Source organism: Paenibacillus sp. FSL R7-0331 (assembly GCF_000758645.1).
Classification (GTDB): Bacteria; Bacillota; Bacilli; order Paenibacillales; family Paenibacillaceae; genus Paenibacillus_AQ; species Paenibacillus_AQ camerounensis.
In genome coordinates this window covers 6034644-6053722 of sequence record NZ_CP009284.1, presented here as the reverse complement: position 1 = coordinate 6053722, position 19079 = coordinate 6034644, and the positions used below count along the sequence as shown (strand labels likewise).

The following is a 19079-nucleotide window of genomic DNA, read 5'->3' as shown; positions in this document are numbered from 1 at the left end:
TGATGCTGCTTCCGGCACTGCTGTTTTTCCTGATCAATTCGTATTTTCCGATGGTAGGCGTCTATTACGCATTCACCCAGTTTGACTTCAACGCCGGGCTGTTCGATGCACCGTTCGTCGGCTTCAAGAACTTCGAGTTCTTATGGAAATCCGGCACGCTGGTGAAGCTTACCCTGAATACAATCGGCTACAATCTGGCTTTTATCCTGCTCGGCAACGTTCTGGCTATTGTCTGTGCGATCCTGCTCAGCGAGCTGCGCGTTAAATGGTTCAAAAAGCTGACCCAGTCGATTATGTTCCTTCCATACTTTGTATCCTTCGTTATCCTGAGTGTTATTGTGTACAACGTATTCAATTATGATAGCGGTTTCCTGAATACGCTGCTGGCCAGATTCGGTGCGGGTCCGGTCGATGTGTACAATAAGCCGCTGGTGTGGATTTTCCTGATCATTCTTTTCTATCTATGGAAAAATCTCGGGTACAGCATGGTTATCTACCTGGCAGCCATTACCGGAATCAGTGACGAATACTATGAGGCGGCCAAAATCGACGGTGCGCATATTTTCCAGCGGATCTGGTATATCACGGTGCCGATGCTGAAATCTACCTTCGTTGTGCTGCTGCTGTTCTCGCTCGGCAGTATTATGAAGGGGCAGTTTGACCTCTTTTACCAGCTGATCGGCAATAACGGGGTGCTGTACAATACGACGGATATTCTGGACACGTATGTGTTCCGTTCACTTAAAGTAACGTTTGACATCGGGATGGCGACAGCAGCGGGCCTGTATCAATCCCTGTTCGGCTTCATTCTGATCATGACGGTCAATTATATTATCCGCAAAATTAACGATGACTACGCGCTGTTCTAGGAAGGGAGAAGGAGTATGCATATTAAAGACGATCATTATACAAGGCTGCTGCAGGGATTAGCGTACGCGGTCATTATCCTCGGCTCGCTGGCCTGCCTGATTCCGTTCCTGCTGATTATATCCGCCTCCCTGACAGCCAATGAGTCGATCATCAAGGATGGCTATCATCTGATCCCGGCGGAGTTTTCGCTGGAGGGCTACAAAACGGTGTTCACCTTCCCGGATGAGGTGCTGCGGGCTTACGGGGTTACGCTGTTTACGACGGTGACGGGTACGCTGACTGGGCTGTTTTTTATGACAATGGCCGGGTATGTGCTGGCCCGCAAGGATTTTAAATACCGTAATACGTTCTCCTTCTATATCTACTTTACGACGCTGTTCGGCGGGGGGCTCGTGCCCTGGTACATCATGATTACCAAATACCTGCATCTGACGGATTCTTACGGGGCGCTGATTTTTCCAGGGCTGATGACTCCGTTCCTGATTATTCTGATGAAAAACTTCATCCGTTCGGCGGTTCCCGAGGAGCTGTTCGAATCGGCCAAAATCGACGGGGCCGGCGATTTCCGGATTTACTGGCGCATTGTGCTCCAGCTGTCGATGCCCGGCATTGCCACGGTAGGCCTGTTCCTTGCGCTGGCGTACTGGAATGACTGGTTCTCCTCCTCACTGTTCATCAATGATCCGCATAAATATCAGCTGCAGTTCCATCTGTATAATGTGATCAACTCAGCGGCGTTTATCGCCAACATGGGGGCGGGCACCGGGGTCAGCCTGGGCAGTGACCTGCCGACGGAATCGACCAAGATGGCCATGGCCATTGTGGTCACCGGACCGATTCTGTTCCTGTACCCGTTCATTCAGCGGTATTTCGTAAAAGGCTTGACGATCGGGGCTGTAAAAGGTTAGAACCGAATAGTGGAGCATGCTATTAAAGGGTGCCTGTTGTCCGGCTGACATAGCATTAAGTTTTGTTCGAAGTGACTCAAGGATGTGTATGCTAAACAAAACCAGGCATATGCTTTCGAAGCGAGTTTTGTTCGAAGTGAGTCAAGGATGTGTATGCTAAACAAAACTTTTAGGAGGGTTCATGATGACAAAGAAAGCAGGCCGAAGATCTCTGGTTACGCTTACAACGGCAGCGCTTGCCTTATCGCTCCTTGCAGGCTGCGGAGGTAACAACAATGGCGGTAACAGTGCAAACGGGGCAAACAGCGGAGAAGGCGGCAACGCAGGTACTCCTGCGGCAACAGAAAGCGCCAGTACAGCAGCCCCGGCAGAGACCGGAATTGATACGTCGAAGAAAGTGGAGCTCCAGTTCTATATGCTTGGGGATGCGCCGAAGGATCTTCCGGTCATTCAAGATGAGATCAACAAAATGGCGCAGGAAGAGCTGAACGCCACCGTCAAATTCAACTACACCAGCTGGACGGACTGGGATCAGAAATATAAGCTGCTGCTCTCCTCCGGGCAGGCGATTGATCTGATTTTTACCGCGGACTGGACCCAATATCAGTCGTATGCAAAACGCGGCGCTTTCCTGGCGATAGACGACCTGCTGCCTAAGGCTGCCCCTGAGCTGCAAAAGTTCGTCCCGGAATCGATGTGGGAGGATGTAAAGGTTGACGGCAAAATTTACACGGTACCTGCGACTTATAAGGAGTATGTAACTAACGGCTTTGTGTACCGCGAGGATCTGCGCAAGAAATATGATCTGCCGGTGCCTAAGGATCTGGCCAGCTATGAGGCGTACATGGACGGCATTGTCGCGAACGAGCCGGATCTGATGCCAATGTCCCTGAACAGCGATATCGGCAATAATCTCCATTATATTTATACAGAGCTTAACAAAATGGTCGGTGCACTCCCTTACGGAATGGGCGTAAAATATGAATCCCCGACCACTGTCTATACCTACTGGGGCTCCGATGAGCAAAAAGAAGAGCTGAAAACGATGAAGCGCTGGGCGGACAAAGGCTTTATTCCTAAAAACGTGCTGAACATCAAGGACACAATGCAGGACCCGATTACTTCCGGCAAAGCGGCCAGCATGTTCGGGGATAACCCGACCCGCTATAATGACATGAAAATGAAGATCAGCACGACCCATCCCGAGTGGGAGCTGGCGTATTCCCCGTTTGGTCTGACCACCGGTTATGCTACGCCTGTGCATCCGATTCATAACGGCTTTGCGATTCCGAAGAGCAGCAAGAATCCGGAACGCGCACTGGCCTTCTATGAAAAGCTGGTACTCGACAAGCGCTACAACCTGCTGACTCAGTACGGTATTGAGGGCAAGAACTACACCGTCGAAAACGGCTATTACAAGCTGGTCGGCACCAGCACCAGCAACGGCTTCTCCCGCGAAGGAATGAACGGCTGGGCCTGGCGGAATCCGGAATATATGCTGTTTGACCAGGGCTTCGACGGGGTGAAGGCCATCTTTGATGAGCTGGATAAAATCCAGAAGCCGGATCTGTTCCTCGGCTTTGCGGAAGACTACTCCTCCTACCAGGCGGAAAAAGCGGCGCTTGAGCAGGTTGAGAAGCAGTACCTCTTCCCGCTGCAGGCCGGGCTTGTAGAGGATATCGACAAGGGCTTGGACACCTTCCTGCAGAAGGCTAAACAAGCCGGTCTGGAAAAGATCCAGGCGGAGTGGACGAAGCAGTGGAACGCTTATGTGGCGGAGAAAGGTATTAAATAACGGAGGATGCCCCGGAGGCCTTTGGCTTCTGGGGCTTTTTTTGCCGCGGGGGTGTGTGAGAGAGCTTGTAGGGGGCATTGTGGTGGTTACGCAACTCCAGGGAATGTTTGGACTTCCGGCCGCTGTTATATTTGGATTTCTTCATATAAACCGCTGGCTGCGGTAGAAATCCAAATATAAAGGCGGACGCTCCGCTCCTACAGTTCCAAACTTCCCTTCCGCTGCTCCTCACCTTAATGGTGGATACAAGCTCTCCATGACCGCAAGGCAGCACAGCCCGTCAGCCAGCGGCCTCCGGGGCAGGGGAGGGAGAGCAGCAGGAAAAGCCAGCCCCCGGTAGATACGGAGGCTGGCTTTAGGGATTAGAGCGGCATAAGAATAGGACAAGAGCAACATAAGGCAGCTCAACGACAGCTAAGTGCTATATAAATTGAACTTAAGAATTTATGTTAAGGAAAGAGTGGCGGAGGAGAATTTTGGAACTGGAGGAGCGGTAGCGACCGCCTAAAAGCTTTTCGTAGAAAAGCTAGCTCCGGAAGCATAAGCAGTCTGCGGATTTCAACCGTTAAAAACGGAATAAATCAAGAAATCTGCAGACAACAGCGGCTGGAAGTCCAAACATTCTCTGGAGTCACATGCAATCCCAAAATAGCAATAGTATTAGTTCAATTTATATAGAGTTACTTTTTGGACTGGCCCAGATCAGATGCACCATCCCCCGCCAGTGGCTCTCCAACTTGTTGATGGTGAGGCCGGATTCACGGACCAGGCCTAAGATGTCACGGGTATGATGGCAGCCGTAGATCCGGTAGAGCAGTGGGTTGAGCGCTCTGAGGCCCAGGGCAAGGGCCGGACTCTCGCTGATTCCATGCTCCATAAGCAGGATCTGCCCGCCGGGTCTGCACCAGCGGCTGAGGTGTTCCAGTACAGGGAGCGGACGGGCATAGCTGCAAAAGGATAAGGTGGACACGATGGTATCAAACGAATGATCAGGGAAGCTTAGCTCTTCTATGTCTGAGTGGATGAAGGTACTGTTAATCTGATACTGCTCCGCTGAACGCCTGGCCTTCGCGAGCATCGCCGCGCTGAAGTCTGCAGCAGTAAGCTGTATGCCCGGAGGATAGTACGGGAAATTGGCACCTGCGCCTACCGCCAGCTCAAGGACTGCACCCTTGGCATAGCCAATCAGCTGTCGGCGCCAGCGTGTCTGCCGGGCATCTTCTCTTTGGCTGTCGTACCGGGCAGCCTGCTTGTCGAAGATGCGGATCAGCTTCTGCTTTTCCACTTGCCGGTCACCTCGTTCCAAGTATTAGTTGCATTTATTGTGCGGCAGAAAGAGATGGATGGCTATAACGTTGGTTACACTCCAGACTTGGCGCAGTTAGTAATAGGGACAGCAATTGGCAGTGTCTATAATCGTCGGTATAAAGAAGCGGGTTAGAACTAACACCTGTTCAAGCCGAACTCATTATGCATTTTTAGAGCGCCGGTAATCGTTAGGTGTCGTACCGAAGCTGCGCTTGAACATCCGGTGCAGATAGGAGCTGCTGGTGAAGCCGCAGCGCTCGGCGATAACAGTTACCGGCAGATCGGTATTTTCCAGCAGGCTGCATACCTCGCGCATCCGCACCTCCAGGATCACATCGACGATGCTGTTCAGGGTCTGCTGCTTGTAGAGGCGGCTGATATAAATCGGCGACATATCAAGCTCATCGGCAATCTGGTTGAGGCTGAGATTAGGCTCTCTGTAGTTATCCTCAATTTTTTGGTTGATGAGACGGATCAGGTCATGCTGTTTGGCGTTTTTTTTCTCGGACAGCTGCTCACGCATTTCACTGAATACGGCGGAGAAGGCCTCTTCCAGCTCTGTGACCGTTTCGATCGAATCCAGAGCAGGCAGAGCCGGCGTCCCGTCGCTTTGCAGGCGATTGCGTTTCTGGACGGTGCTGATGATTTCTTTTATCGTCACACTAAGTCTCGACACTGCTAATTGCACGGTATGGAAGGGGTAGCCCTGCGTTTCCCGGATAATCGAGCTGAAATGCTCGCTGGCTTCTTCCACTTTACCGGACATGAGCGCATCGGCGAGACGTTTTTCTTTTTCCGTCGGATAGTGGTACGTATGAGTCTGCAGCACATTAATGGACTGTGCGCTGATCATACAGCCGTGTCCATAGAACAGCCGGTGGTTCGACGCATCTTTTACCTGCTTGTAAAGCTGGTGCAGCTGCTGGGCATTCCGGTCGATATGGCTGTAGGTGAGCGTAAGGCTGATTTTGAGATAATCGGAACAGGCCTGCTGAAGCTGCCGCAGCAGCGTTTCGATCAGCCCGGTGTCGGTATATTCGCTCGGGTCAATGATGTTCAGCAGCACAAGGATACCGTCATCATTCATATCCACAGTTTCGACCCGGTAGGTCGTACCACAGATTTCCGAAGCGATATTCATAATTGCAAATTTGTAAGCCAGCAGGTAGGAGGAGCGCTCATCCCGCAGCTCTTTGTAATTATCGATACGCAGCAGGATCATCCGGTAGTCGTCATTAAAAGTAAAATGGATACCAAGCTGTCTCAGCTTCTCCATCTGCTGAATCGACTGCAGCGGCTTCAGGCCGAGCACGAGATCGCGCATTGTATTCTGCCTGATCATGAACATGCTGTCCCGTTTCTCAGACTCCAGAATATTCATTTCTTTGACAATCCGGCTGATCGGCAAATACAGCGTCCTGGAGGTAAGCCAGGATAATCCGAACCCCCCAACAAGAATAAGGGCGGCGATCAGCAGAGTGGCATTGCGGATGCTGTCCGTCTGCCTGGTGATGATGTCATACGGCGTGATGCGGACATACTGCCAGCTCAGGGCATCCGGTGCAGTATAGGAGATCAGGGAGTTAACTCCTGCGAATTTTCCGATAAAATAGCCCTCAGCATCGCCCTTAATCTGCTGCTTCACCCACAGTGCTTCTTCAGGTGCGAGCTCCTGCTGCTCCAGGCTGTTGCCGGACAGGAAGGTTCCGTTGTCAGACAAAATAAAGGTAGCGCTTTCAGAATCTTCCGGTGTGTTAATCTCCTTGTTGATCCAGGGTGCGGAGATATTCACAATGACTGCTGAATTAATTGAACGGTTCCAGCCGATGGCGTCATAGCACAGGAAGGTATAGGCCCTGACCTGATCATTCTCCTTGGCGCCGTTCGAATAGACGCGGGGAATCGGTGTAAACGGCTTATATTCCTTATAATGGTTCAAAATATCGAGAATCCCGGTATCCACCAGCTCCCGCTCGGAATAGACACCGTTCTGGCCTTGGGAGGAGGCAATATAGATTCTTGCGCTTTTTGGATTGTAGACATAGATGGACTCAATGTAAGGCATGGAGCTTAAGTAATTCCCGAGCTCGGACATGGCGGCGGTGACGTCGTAGATGTCGGGCTTGTCGTAGAGGACGATTTTGGAGATGGTGCTGTTGCGGTAAATTTGAAAAGACAGGGATTGTGCAGCCTCGTTCATATTCACAACCTCTTTGCTGGTCTGGGTGAGATTGCTGAGGTCAGAGCGGAAGGCCTGGGTCTTTTCGACGCCGATGTAATAGTTGTAATAAATGATGGTGGAGGCAAGGAAGGTCAAGGATACGCAAAGTGTCATGCTGACTAATATCCGGCTGTACAGTGCTCTCCGGTTGCCGAGCTTGTTCAGTCTCATTGTCATCCCCCTGAATTCATTCTGTGTACTGGCAGCTTGGCCTGGTTCTGTATTGTTCACAGTATAAGTATAAGCTTCACAGGGTGAACAGAACAGTGCAGCAAGCTGACAACCTTGCACAAACCAGAATTCCGGGGGAGTGAACAAAAGTGATATTCCTGTACAAATGCGACTATATAGCTGAACTTAAGAATGGAGCCAGGAGGATTCTTAAGTTCACTCTGTATTCAACCAGTAATCTGCATCAGCAGCGGAGTGACCTTGAACCCGTTGACCGGAGCCAGATCCTGCGAGCAGGAGGAGAGGGCGACTATGACATCCGTCAGAGCGAGGAGGGCAACATAATCACCGGGCTTTGAGAGCGGTTCTTCAATGACATAGTCGAGATTATCGTCCAGCTTATTGTTCATGAACCAGTTGATCGGATCGGGCAGCTCCCGGTTCCCCAGGCCATATTGCTGCAGTGCCTTCTGGAGGTTATCATGACAGTTCGGATGCTCCTCCAGCCCGAAATCCACCTTGTAGCGGTAATAGTCACATGCCGGAAAAAAGAAATCATGCCGTCCCACCGTATCCTGAGTCAGCTGCATCAGCGGCTGCCGTCGGTTGCTGTACAGGCCGTCACCGGCCTTCAGGCGGATGCTGCTGAGCGAGGCCCGCATATGAACAGGGGAGACATGCTCATCATGATCGGCAGCATTGAAGCAGACAAAATCACCGACCTGCTTGCCCTCCACATCAATGATATGAAGCGTCTGGCCTTTGCGGACCCTTGCGCTTCTGCCCTCATAGGCCGGTACCAATATTTCCTCGATTACTGTTCCATTTCTCATATGATTCACCTGCTTCATTATTTATTCAATGAATACTGCGACGGCCCGGATGGGGGAGCCGGTGCCTTTGCGGATTTTGAGCGGGAGCCCGAAGTAGAGAAAGCGCTTCTGCGCGATCTGGTCGAGGTTGCACAGGTTCTCGGTGTTGGTCAGCTTGTATTCGCGGCAAATCAGATGCCCGGCAAAGGTAGTATCCAGCGGATTATCGATCGAGGGTGCATCTATGCCGATATTGATGACACCTTGCTGCGCCAGCCATTCGGCTGCACCGTAATCCAGCCCGGTATAGCGGGTCAGCCATTCGTCTGTGCCATACGCACGTTTATAATGGCCGGTGTAGAGCAGTACGATATCGCCTTTGTCGAGGTGAAGGTAACCTTTGCTTAGCGCCTGCTCCAGATCACTACGTGTAATATAGGCATCCGGAGAGATATGCGAAAGATCGAGGCAGACAGCCGGGCCGTAAAAATACTCCAGCGGCATCTCATCAATTGTAGCCCCCTGCGGATCATATTCATAGATGGCGTCGCTGTGGGTCGGGCCGTGCTCGTTGATAAGCAGGTTGTTAGTGGCGAACTCGAAGCCGAGCTTCCGCCTGCTCTCCTCATGGCTCATGTTGGGGAAAATCATTGTCTTCTGATGCGGCGGAAACACCGGCATTCCCTGATAGATCTCCTGGGACAGATCAATTACCTGGATACCCATGAAAGAGGCCCCCTTTTGTGTGTTATGGCAAAAGCAATGAGCCTGACCGGCCGGTTCAGCTACCGGCGTTGAAGTGCTGGCGCGTGTTGGAACACCGGCGGAAGAAGGGGGAATCGCTGCTTATTAGTGATGGTAAACAGTGAAGGCATCGGTGTTGAGGTTGGTCAGACCAGCGGCGGCAGAACGGTGAACGCGTCTGCATCGATCAGGCCGATGTCAGTGATTTTCCAAGCCGGACTGGTGACAAGTGAGAGGAAGGAGAGGTGCATGAACGGCACATGAAGCGTGCAGCCCAGCTCCTCCTTGGCCAGGCGGTGCAGCTCAGCGATTCGTGCGCTCATCTCTTTGCCGGTCAGCTCGTCGGTCATCAAGCCGCCGATCCGCAGCGGCAGATCACCGACCACCTTGCCGCCTTCAATCATCGCGATCCCGCCGTCCATGGCAATAACCCGGTTGACTGCAGTTACCATATCAGCGTAATTGGTGCCGGTGACAATGATATTGTGGGTGTCGTGGGCTACACTTTCGGCGATGGCCCCGGCTTTAAGCTTCATACCGCGGACAAAGGTTTTGCCGATCTTGCCGCTGCGGCCGTGCCGCTCGACGACAAGCAGGGGCAGGAGGTCATTGTCAACCGATGGCTGAACGACACCGTCTATGACCGGGGCGGTATAGATGCCGGCTCCGGTCAGATTCTGATCCGGGATCACCTCAATGGTACGGACCCGGACACTGCCGTGCGATCCGCCGGAGGAGAGCTGCAGATCCTCCAGCTTCACCGGTTTCCGCTTGACCGACTTTTTGACGGATTCAGGGTAGATGTAGGACGGAATGTCACGGGTCAGTTCACCGTTCTCGGCTAGCTTGACTCCGCCGATATATACCTGTGAAACGGTCATCCGGGCCAGATCGCTGATGACGGCGATATCGGCTTTTTTGCCGGGAGCAAGCAGTCCGATATCCTGGAAGCCAAAATGGGTGGCTGGATTGATCGTCACCATCTGGATGGCTTCGACCGGGTCTATGCCTACAGCAATCGTCCGGCGGACGATATCGTTCATATGACCGTATTTGAGCAGGTCCTCGGGAACCATATCGTCTGAGACGAGAATCGCGCGCCGGGAGTCCATTCCTTCCTCGGTAATGGCGCGGATGCATTCGGCCATGTTGCGCTGAGAGGAGCCTTCACGCATGAACACGCTGACCCCGTAGCGCAGCTTCTCCATCATTTCTTCCTTGGTTGTTGTCTCGTGACAGGAGACATGGCCTCCGCCGCAGATAATATGGGCCGCCAGCTCCGGGCCGTACAGGCCGGGGGCGTTGCCCTCGATTGTTTTGCCGATGGATTTGGCGTAAGAGACAGAAGCCAGCAGATCATCTATCAGATAAGGAGCGTTATTGTACACCGGATGTACGTTGCTGAAGCCCTGCAGCTCACCGATGCCCTGCACGTAATCATCGTTCAGCAGGTCCTGCATATCCTTGGAAGTGATATCTGCCCCTGCTGTTTCCAGGCCGGGCACATCGGGAGTGAGACAGGGAACGGTAAACAGAACACGGTTGGGCAGGGTGCGCGCCTCATCAATCATTGCCTTCATGCCGGGCACGCCCAGCACGTTGCCGATTTCATGCGGGTCAGCCACTAAAGTGGTAGTTCCCGTGGGAATGGACAGCTTGGAGAATTCCGTTACTGTCAGCATTGCGCTCTCAAAATGCATGTGGGAATCGATGAAGCCCGGGCTTATAAATTTGCCGCTCACATCTTCGACGACGGTTGAGGGTCCGATCAGCTTATCGGCTTGACCAACGAGTAGAATCCGGTCGCCTTTAACGGCAACATCGCCGGGATAAATCTCCCGGGTAATGACGTTGATAATAAAGCCGCCCTTCAGCACCAGGTCGGCATAAGCACTGCCGGAGAGCAGCACATCAATCATCCGCCGGCGCTGCATGGCATCTTTTAACTCAGTAGTGATCATCTGTTATACACCTCCTGGCTTGGCGCAATCGATACTGTCCACGATTCCGACAATTGCGGCATCCACCGGGGCATTCGGCTGCTGTGCTGCTCTTGAGGCCACGCTGCCAATCGCATAAATAATCGTCTCGCCGACCCCCGCGCCTACGGTATCGACGGCGATGATGGGCTGGCCAGCCGGTGTTTGATCCGGTAGTATCGGCTGAACGATCAGCAGCTTGGCGCCGATGAGATTGTCGTCTTTTCTCGTTGCAACGACATGCCCCGTAATGATTCCCAGCTTCATGTGCTTGTCACCTCGAATGCTTGATAAAGTCATAAATGAATTAGCTGCCGGATTAGCTGCAAAAACCTGCTGTAAAGTACACCCAGGAAGGTTCTATTACGTTCTGTACAGCAGATCTGCTGCCGAATTTCTAAGGGACTCAATAAATAATTTCTATACCGTATTGTCTGGCGAGATCAGCGGCAAGCGGAGTAACTACAGCCGGGACGGACAGTCTGATCGATATTCGGCCAAGCTTTGCAGCGTCCTGGATGTCCTCGGCGGTAAGTACCTGCTTATGCAGCCGTGACTGGACAGAGGTTATCCAATGGTTTACCTGATCCGGCTCCAGCAGGGTTATGCCGAAGTCTTCGAGCGTTGCGAGCTTCCTCTTCAGTTCGTCCTTTAGCCGGGGAGGGGCATGCAGGAGACCCTGCTCTCCCCAGCGGTAATGGCCCGGATTAGCCCCAATTGTTAATGCGCCGACTGGCTTGCCGGCACAAACGAAGCGGATAATCTGCTCCACATAAGGATCACCGGCATCCAGCATGGATAAGCGGGATAGCAGGGGGAGTGACAGAACCGGAATGAACAGAAGATCAGCGGCCTCTGGTGCGAGTGAGCGGAGGGCGGCGGGAACGGTGATATCATCAATTCCTGTTTTTGCCGCAAGCTGCTGAATGGAAATGTCCCGTAGCAGCGGTTCATCTGCGGCAAGCCTTAACCTCATCCTGAAATGGTCCAGCTGCCGGATGGCGGTATAGCCCTCCTCCATGCTGATGAAATGGCCGGTCAGCAGAATCAGGACACGGGGAAAGTCCTGATTCAGCTCCTGCTCCCTGGACCGGTATGCCAGGCTGAGCAGGGTATTGGCTGCAACCGTACTATGCCGGCTGTCCATGGCCTTGATTATTCAATGCCCTTGGACAGAAGGGCGCGTTCAACCTCGCTGTGCGGACGCGGAATGACGTGCACCGATACCAGCTCCCCGACACGCTTGGCAGCGGCAGCGCCCGCATCGGTGGCGGCTTTTACTGCACCGACATCGCCCCGGACCATTACGGTTACGAGACCGAAGCCGATTTTTTCGTAGCCGCAAATCTCGACGTTCGCCGCCTTAACCATTGCATCGGCTGCTTCAATTGCGCCTACCAGACCTTTTGTTTCGATTAAGCCGAGTGATTCTCCCATATGAATAACCTCCGTTAAATTTAATTTTGGGTTTACAAGCTGCTAATTTGGACTCTAGCCCGGTGAGCCTGAAGAAGGATCTGCATCCAGCGCTGACTGATCCGGTGTAGCAGCTTCTTCAGCGGTTGGCTGCGGTTGCGGGATGGCAGCAGATGCCGTTGGAGCGGGAGCACCGGCAGACGGGGCGCTATTATCATCAGGCAATAGGTAATTGCCAAGAATCTTGCCGGTCACATCACTGTGCGCCTTGGCAATGACATGGGCGGATACCACTGTGCCAATCCGCCGGCCCTCTGCTTTGCCGGCTTCAACAGATGCGGTTACAGCAGCAACATCGCCGCTGAAATGCAGGGTGACACCCAGTGATCCTCCGACTCCAATGATTTTCTCGACGGCTACAAGCCGCACATCTGCTGCTTTGAGTGCGGCATCTGCCGCTGAGACAGCGGTGGTATAACCCAGCGCTTCAATTAAACCAAGTGCTTGCATGAAAAGAGCCTCCTTGTTCATTGATCTGCCATGCGGCAGCGGCTAAGCTTATCTGCGCGGAGCAGACAAGCCGGCGAGTCCGCTGGCAGCTGCATCCATCTGCCCGGCGGTACCGGTGAGAATGCAGCAGCCGCGCTCCATGCGCAGGCGCAAGCCTGAACGCGGATTTCGCTGCAGCCATTGCTCCGCGATACCGATGCTGTTCCAGCGGGATGAGCCGGCTACTACGGCAACGGCTTCCTGCGGACCGCCGCCAAAGTAGCGGCGCAGCAGCTGGCCTGGTTCCCGGCTGATCCAGATCCGGACGGCTGAACCGGCATCGTGCTGCATCCGGGCAGTGAGCTGTTTAAGCTTATCCTCGACCCGTTCTTGATCCTGGCCGAACAGCTTAAGCTCAAAGCCGCCGCCGTCCGCTCTCCAGCTGATATCGGCCTCCAGGCCGGAGTCCTGCGGGAGCAGCTCGTCGGCGGCGAACAGCTGGCCCGGCTGGCAGGAAGGAGCGCTGATAATCCCGGCTGCGCTGTAATCCCTTCCCGAGCTGCCAAGCAGCGGGCGGAGATCGTCGCGGATGCGGGGGAACAGCCAGACATCCATATCCGCGGCAGGGAGGCGGACAGGCTCCAGCGGGTCCTGTGCTTCTGGCGGGGCGGAGGATCGTGCAGGCGCGCAGTCCGGTGAGCTGTTGTTCAGCTGCTCCGGCCGGGCTAACGTGCGCTGGAGCAGCGGAGACAGGTATTGTTCTGCGAACTGGCCAGGCGGGGCCGCTTGCGCCGGGAAGGCCGGCGACCCTACCGGAGCTGCTGCCGGGATGGCTGAGTCAGCTGCCGGCAGCGAAGGTCCCGCAGCTCCAGCGGCTCGGGCAAAACTGGCGCCGCCCGGGGGCCGCTGCTGCATATTGCCGATAGCGGCAGCCGCATCGGCAGCAATGGAGGCCAGCCGTTTAGCCGCCTGCTCCTTCTGGTAATTGATCCGTTTAAGCGGAAGTGTTAGCTCCGGCTTTGGGCATTTTCCTGGGGTGGAGCAGGTATGGATGCAGTTTTTTTTGCTGCCCGCAGTGCAGCCGGCGGCAGATGTAGTAGACGTGGCAGACGTGGTAGATGTAGCAGATGTAGCAGACGTAGCAGACGTAGCAGACGTGGCAGACAAAGCAGGCATAGTAGACAAAGCAGACGTAGCAGACATAGCAGACATAGCAGGACTTGCTTGAGCCGGAGCCGGGGTACGGTTCCGCTGCAGCACTTCGGCCACAACATCTTTCATGAAACTGGACAAGGGTAATCACCTCCCTGATGACTTGAATACTGCTTGCAGGTTAAAGGAGCATTCTGGCGAGATCGGCATGCGGGCGGGGGATGACATTGGATGACACGAGCTGCCCGCCGGTTTTTGGATAAGCAGCCAGGCCGGCCTCAACAGCGGCCGTTACCGCCGCGACATCCCCTTCGACGATAACGGTAATCAGGCCGGAGCCGACCCGCTTGAAGCCGGCCATCCGCACATTGGCGGTCTTGCACATGGCATCCAGCGCTTCCAGCGCCGGGGTCAGGCCTCGCGTTTCAATTAAGCCGATAGCTTGCATGATCCACCTCCTATAAGTATTGCAGGCGTTACTAATGCCTGAAGGTTAAGCCTGATAATTAGCCTTCTAGGATGAGAAGGGGCGGAGTGTATGATGAGATGATCAGATTCTCCTGAAAAGGTGAGTGCGCAGTATTTAGGTGGATTTCCGCCACTTAATTCTTCTGATTCCCAGAATTTCTAATCATTAGGTCGATAAAAGCGGTTTAATTTTGACCATAAGCCCCTAATGGGGGTAACACAGGATAATTAAGTGGAGTTTTTACCACTAATGCTGCTTATCCGGGATATTTCCAGCAAATAGGTAGCATAATTCCACTTAATTCAACCGGCAATGCACTATAGAGTCATTTTTGTAAAATGCAACTTAACAGCAGCCCGGCTACTCAGCAGCAAATTGACACAACTAAGTAGCTCCTCACCGCCCGACATCAAATCACCGTAACTAAGTAGCTCCTCACCGCCCAACATCAAATCACCGCAACTAAGTAGCTCCTCACCGCCCGACATCAAATCACCGTAACTAAGTAGCTCCTCACCGCCCAACATCAAATCACCGCAACTAAGTAGCTCTTCACCGCCCAGCATCAAATCACCGTAACTAAGTAGCTCCTCAACACTCAGCATTAAATCACCGTAACTAAGTAGCTCCTCACCGCCCGATATCAAATCACCGCAACTAAGTAGCTCCTCACCGCTCAGCAGCAAATCACCGCAACTAAGTAGCTCCTCACCGCTCAGCAGCAAATCACCGCAATGCAACTCAACAATCCCTCAGGCACTCAGCCATCAGCACTAACTCAGCATAATTGCACTCCATACAACTAAAGGCCGTTTTTTTCGCCTTACGCCGCTCTAGGTGTATTGCGTACAACTAAACTGGTGTGAAAGGCTTGTTTTAGCTAAATCGAGTACTTTTAGTTGTATGAAATACAGCTATAAGGTGCTTATAGGGATAGAAGCTGCTTTTAGTTGCAAACACTGCATCTATTCCCTTAAAAGGAGGAGCTGCTAACAAGGCGTTGATTCTAGTAAGGAGTCAATGTTAACAAGGCGTCGATACTAACAGTGTTGTTCGCTCCATTCAACTCCCGAAGTGGCAGACATCCAGCTGCCGTAGTACAGGACATCCAGCCTGATTCCTGCAAATCCCTGCCTTACATCATCTGGTAAGCTGACATCTCATCCCTGCATAGTCCCAGCCTACTCCCGCGCCACACGTCCATAATGCTACAAATAATCCGCCAGCCGGATTTCATTCTGCCCCGGAATATGGGTTCTCCGGTACTGTTCCCGGTGGGCGAGGGGGCAGGTGGCGTCGATGCCCATTTTGGCGCTGACTCCGCGCAGATTATGCGAGGGCTCAAGCGGTGAGCCTTTGGCTCCCGGCACGATGAACAGGTCGAGATCAGCCTGCACCCGGGTGGCAATGGCCCACTCAATATCGAGCGGGTCCAGCAGATTGACATCCTCGTCGACCACCACGGCATGCTTGAGATCCTTATCCCCGGCAAAAGCGGCCAGCAGCGCTGTCTTCCCGTCGCCCTCCTGAACCTTGCGGATCTGGATGACGGCGTGATAGCGTCCTACTCCCCCCATGGTGATGTGCACAGCCTGTACGCCCGGAACGACTTGGCGGACAGAGCCGAGCAGAGCGACTTCGCGGGCGATAGCCATCGGCAGCTTCTCCTCGTAGCTGGCTGGCAGAATGGTCTGCCAGACGGGCTCGTGGCGGTGGGTGACGGCCGAGATTTCGACCACCGGCTGTTCGGTCCGCGGACCGTAATAGCCGCCGAGCTCGCCGAACGGACCCTCCAGCTCGCGTACACCAGGCAAAATCCGGCCCTCGAACACAACCTCAGCTTCTGCCAGTACCTCCAGATCGACCGTCCGGCACCGGACGACCTCCAGAGGCTGGCCGAGCAGGGTAGAGGCCACCTCCAGCTTGTCGGTGTGGAACAGATGCGTGCTGATCTGCGAAGCCAGCACCACTGCCGGGACCACCCCGAACATAAAGGCGCATTCCAGCGGCTCGCCGCGCGCCTCGAAATCCTTATACTGCTGAAACAGCTCCGGCGAAGAGATGAGAATGCCGGTCCGGTTCCCGTCCAGCAGCTGCATCCGCCGGATGGAGGTGTACCGCTTGCGTCCGTCCTCACCTTTGACGACCATTATGCCGGAGACGTAATAAGCGCCGCTGTCCTCCGCGTGATACGTACAGACCGGGAACAGCTCCTGCAGGCTGATCCTGCTGGTGATTACCTGCTCCTGCACCGGAGCCTGCTGCACCAGGCGGGTTGGCGTAGGCTGGACAATCGCAGCTATCAGCTTGGGCAGCAGCTCCTCAGGAGTCATATCCATGCTGTCAGCGATCAGCTCCTTGGAGCCGCCGAGGCCAACGGCCATCGGTCCGGTGTAGCCTTTGACCTTCTCGAACAGCAGCGCCTGTCTGCCGCGGACAGCCTTGGCGACAGCGCCGAGCTCAAAGCGCGGGTCAACCTCGCGGCGGATACGCAGCAGTTCTCCGCCGGGCTCCCAGCGGTGAAGCAGTTGCCTGATATTGACGGCTGCCATTAGCTCTCCCCCCATCTTTTCATCAGCTGATGCTCAATGCCGAACGCATCCAGTACTCTGGCATTCATGAAGTTCACCAGCTCCCAGATTTCGGTCGGGTGATTATAGAAGCCGGGAGAGGCGGGTACAATGTCTGCACCCGCCCGGGCCAGCCGCAGCATATTCTCCAGATGGATCAGATGCAGGGGGGTCTCGCGCGGGACAATGACCAGCCGGCGGCGCTCCTTCAGTACAACGCTTGCGGCCCGGTTCAGCAGGGTGTCGCCCATGCCGTTAGCGATAGCGCCGAGCGTGTTCATTGAGCAGGGGATGATGACCATCCCGTCTGTTTTGAATGAGCCGCTGGCTACGGGGGCGAACAGGTCTGTGTTGGACAGCACGGTTCCGTACTGCTCCAGCTCCTGCAGCTTAATGCCGCATTCGTACCCGAGTACATTTTCCCCGGCGCCGGTAGCGATGATATAGGTTTCCACACCAAGCTGGTGAAGGCTGCGGATCAGGGAATATCCGTAGATGGAGCCGCTGGCTCCCGTGATGGCTACTACAATTCGCATAAGCGGCAATCTCCTTTAGCAGAGAGCTTAAATATCCATGTTCTCACTCGTGTATAACAAAAAGAAGCCGCTGAAATAGAGAGGGGTTCTCTAATCAACGGCTTCCGGCAATCTGTGAACAGATATAGGGCTAACCTTAGTATAAATGCGGCGCATCAGGATAAATCGAAATGCAGCCTGCTATTCAGATTATTCAACTTGCTTGTTACAGATGCCGGCTGCCTTGGATTCCGCAAGATAAATCCTGCTTCATTGTTCAGCACCGGTATCGCAGATTACAACGGTACAGGCCCAGGCTGTCTGAGGATCATAGTCCCTGAGTACGCCCGCAACCGGCAGCTCCAGCTCCTCGGCCAGCTTCTTCTGGATGCGCCGCTTGAATTCCTGGTGCAGCGCAGCATCCACGGACTGCTTGAGTTCCGGATAATGCTCCTCAAGGGCGCGCAGTGCGGCAACCCGCTGATGCTTCACCAGAAACATAATCATAGTCTCATTGGCAGCCTCCAGACGGAGCTGGGTTACACCGACGCCGTAGAGCTCCTTGTGGACCTCGTTATAGCAGCGGGACAGCTTCTTCTTGTATTCATTGGAGGAGAGCAGCAGAGAGACGTTCAAGAAGATCACTTCCCTGTAATGATATCTTACGTGATACGGGTGATTCAGCACGTATAAGGTATTTTTTTCAATAAGTTAAACTCCATTATAGAGAAAATTATGCCAAAGTAAATGACTTATGTTACATTATATAACTTTGCTGCGGACACGGAAGGTACGGGGGGAGAGGCCGACCTCTCTTTTGAACATATTACAGAACTGGGCGTCGTTCACGAATCCGGCTGTGGCGGATACCTCGGAAATGTGCATTTGGGTGTGCAGCAGGAGAGATTTGGCATAATGGATGCGTTTTAGTAAAAGATAACGGTGGGGCGACTCGCCAAAGCGCTCCTTAAACAAATGACGGAACCTGTCATAGCTGTACCCGGACATTTCCGCCAGTGACTGGACGGACAGCTTTTGACGGTAATGCTCCTCCATATAGTTGAGCACATACTGCATCTGGTCCTGTACCGGGGACTGGAAGCCGGAGCCGCCCAGCAGCCGCTGCAGGTGTACCGTTATTTCGCTCATCTGCAAATTTAAAAGCTCGGAGAAGCCCTCACGCTTGCGCTTGAATTCCCCGTTCATCCGTACCAGCGTCTGCAGCACGGTATGCTCCTTGTCATCTTCAAATACGCCGGACAATGTACTGATTGCCGGGTTCTCACAATGAAAGCCGACGAACAGTACCTCGGAGCGGGGCTGGTGATTCTCATCATGCTTAAAATTAGGCGGGATCAGCGCAAAGGAGTGCGGCCGGAAGTGATAGCTGCGCGGTCCGATGCTGCAGGTGCCGAGCCCGTGAATGTAATAAACCAGCTCGAAGCATTCATGCTGATGGCGCGGGATATGGGTATCTGCTTCATGCTCCGCATTTACAATATATAGGACTCGATCCATGTTGATCCTCCTTCTCTTTTTCATTTAGCCGAATCGTGTAAAAAAATGACCGAATGTATATAAAAGTTTGTCTCTGTATTTGCTATGATCGTATCAATTAAACGAAAGATTCGCAACCTGACTGGCCATCTTGTTCGGGAAT

General features: G+C 53.6%; 19 protein-coding genes. 3 read left to right on the top strand and 16 right to left on the bottom strand.

The window, feature by feature from the left end; all coding sequences use genetic code 11:
• Positions 1-2: 2 nt before the first annotated feature.
• From R70331_RS26255 to R70331_RS26245, 3 genes are all read left to right on the top strand, one after another.
• Positions 3-869, top strand: a complete 867-nt coding sequence (locus tag R70331_RS26255; RefSeq protein WP_231576529.1) for an ABC transporter permease — start codon at positions 3-5, stop codon at positions 867-869.
• 15 nt (positions 870-884) lie between these two features.
• Entirely contained in the window at positions 885-1778 is an 894-nt protein-coding gene (locus R70331_RS26250; RefSeq protein ID WP_042180770.1) for a carbohydrate ABC transporter permease, read from the top strand.
• Between the two features lie 184 nt (positions 1779-1962).
• Entirely contained in the window at positions 1963-3573 is a 1611-nt protein-coding gene (locus R70331_RS26245; RefSeq protein WP_042180768.1) for an extracellular solute-binding protein, read from the top strand.
• Positions 3574-4243: 670 nt separating this feature from the next.
• Here the strand turns inward: R70331_RS26245 and R70331_RS26240 are convergent.
• From R70331_RS26240 to R70331_RS26165, 16 genes are all read right to left on the bottom strand, one after another.
• A complete protein-coding gene (locus tag R70331_RS26240; RefSeq protein WP_042180766.1) occupies positions 4244-4858 on the bottom strand; it encodes a class I SAM-dependent methyltransferase in 615 nt (204 codons plus the stop codon).
• Positions 4859-5041: 183 nt separating this feature from the next.
• Entirely contained in the window at positions 5042-7273 is a 2232-nt protein-coding gene (locus R70331_RS26235) for a helix-turn-helix transcriptional regulator (protein WP_042180764.1), read from the bottom strand.
• A 227-nt stretch (positions 7274-7500) separates the two neighbouring features.
• Positions 7501-8106, bottom strand: coding sequence for a DUF1989 domain-containing protein (locus R70331_RS26230; RefSeq protein ID WP_231576361.1), 606 nt, complete (start codon positions 8104-8106; stop codon positions 7501-7503).
• 21 nt (positions 8107-8127) lie between these two features.
• A complete protein-coding gene (locus R70331_RS26225; protein WP_042180760.1) occupies positions 8128-8811 on the bottom strand; it encodes a cyclase family protein in 684 nt (227 codons plus the stop codon).
• 164 nt (positions 8812-8975) lie between these two features.
• Positions 8976-10790: an adenine deaminase gene (locus R70331_RS26220; protein ID WP_042180758.1), complete on the bottom strand. Its 1815-nt coding sequence runs from the start codon at positions 10788-10790 to the stop codon at positions 8976-8978.
• Positions 10791-10793: 3 nt separating this feature from the next.
• Positions 10794-11075, bottom strand: a complete 282-nt coding sequence (locus R70331_RS26215) for a EutN/CcmL family microcompartment protein (RefSeq protein ID WP_042180756.1) — start codon at positions 11073-11075, stop codon at positions 10794-10796.
• 139 nt (positions 11076-11214) lie between these two features.
• Positions 11215-11955, bottom strand: a complete 741-nt coding sequence (locus tag R70331_RS26210) for a hypothetical protein (RefSeq protein ID WP_042180754.1) — start codon at positions 11953-11955, stop codon at positions 11215-11217.
• 8 nt (positions 11956-11963) lie between these two features.
• Positions 11964-12245 carry a BMC domain-containing protein gene (locus R70331_RS26205; RefSeq protein ID WP_019908484.1) on the bottom strand — a complete coding sequence of 94 codons (282 nt, stop codon included), beginning with the start codon at positions 12243-12245 and terminating at the stop codon, positions 11964-11966.
• A gap of 54 nt (positions 12246-12299) precedes the next feature.
• On the bottom strand, positions 12300-12734 hold the full coding sequence (locus tag R70331_RS26200; RefSeq protein ID WP_081947759.1) for a BMC domain-containing protein: 435 nt from the start codon (positions 12732-12734) through the stop codon (positions 12300-12302).
• 48 nt (positions 12735-12782) lie between these two features.
• Entirely contained in the window at positions 12783-14006 is a 1224-nt protein-coding gene (locus R70331_RS26195) for a hypothetical protein (RefSeq protein WP_042180752.1), read from the bottom strand.
• Between the two features lie 40 nt (positions 14007-14046).
• Complete coding sequence (locus R70331_RS26190) at positions 14047-14316, bottom strand: BMC domain-containing protein (protein WP_197071538.1); 270 nt, start codon at positions 14314-14316, stop codon at positions 14047-14049.
• Positions 14317-14651: 335 nt separating this feature from the next.
• On the bottom strand, positions 14652-15074 hold the full coding sequence (locus tag R70331_RS26185) for a hypothetical protein (protein ID WP_042180748.1): 423 nt from the start codon (positions 15072-15074) through the stop codon (positions 14652-14654).
• 468 nt (positions 15075-15542) lie between these two features.
• Positions 15543-16886, bottom strand: coding sequence for a UbiD family decarboxylase (locus R70331_RS26180; RefSeq protein ID WP_042180746.1), 1344 nt, complete (start codon positions 16884-16886; stop codon positions 15543-15545).
• A complete protein-coding gene (locus R70331_RS26175; RefSeq protein ID WP_042180744.1) occupies positions 16886-17440 on the bottom strand; it encodes a UbiX family flavin prenyltransferase in 555 nt (184 codons plus the stop codon). Before R70331_RS26175 ends, R70331_RS26180 begins: the two co-directional genes overlap by 1 nt.
• Before the next feature lie 249 nt (positions 17441-17689).
• Positions 17690-18055, bottom strand: coding sequence for a Na-translocating system protein MpsC family protein (locus R70331_RS26170; RefSeq protein WP_052419227.1), 366 nt, complete (start codon positions 18053-18055; stop codon positions 17690-17692).
• Positions 18056-18181: 126 nt separating this feature from the next.
• Positions 18182-18937: an AraC family transcriptional regulator gene (locus tag R70331_RS26165; RefSeq protein ID WP_042180742.1), complete on the bottom strand. Its 756-nt coding sequence runs from the start codon at positions 18935-18937 to the stop codon at positions 18182-18184.
• Positions 18938-19079 lie beyond the last annotated feature (142 nt).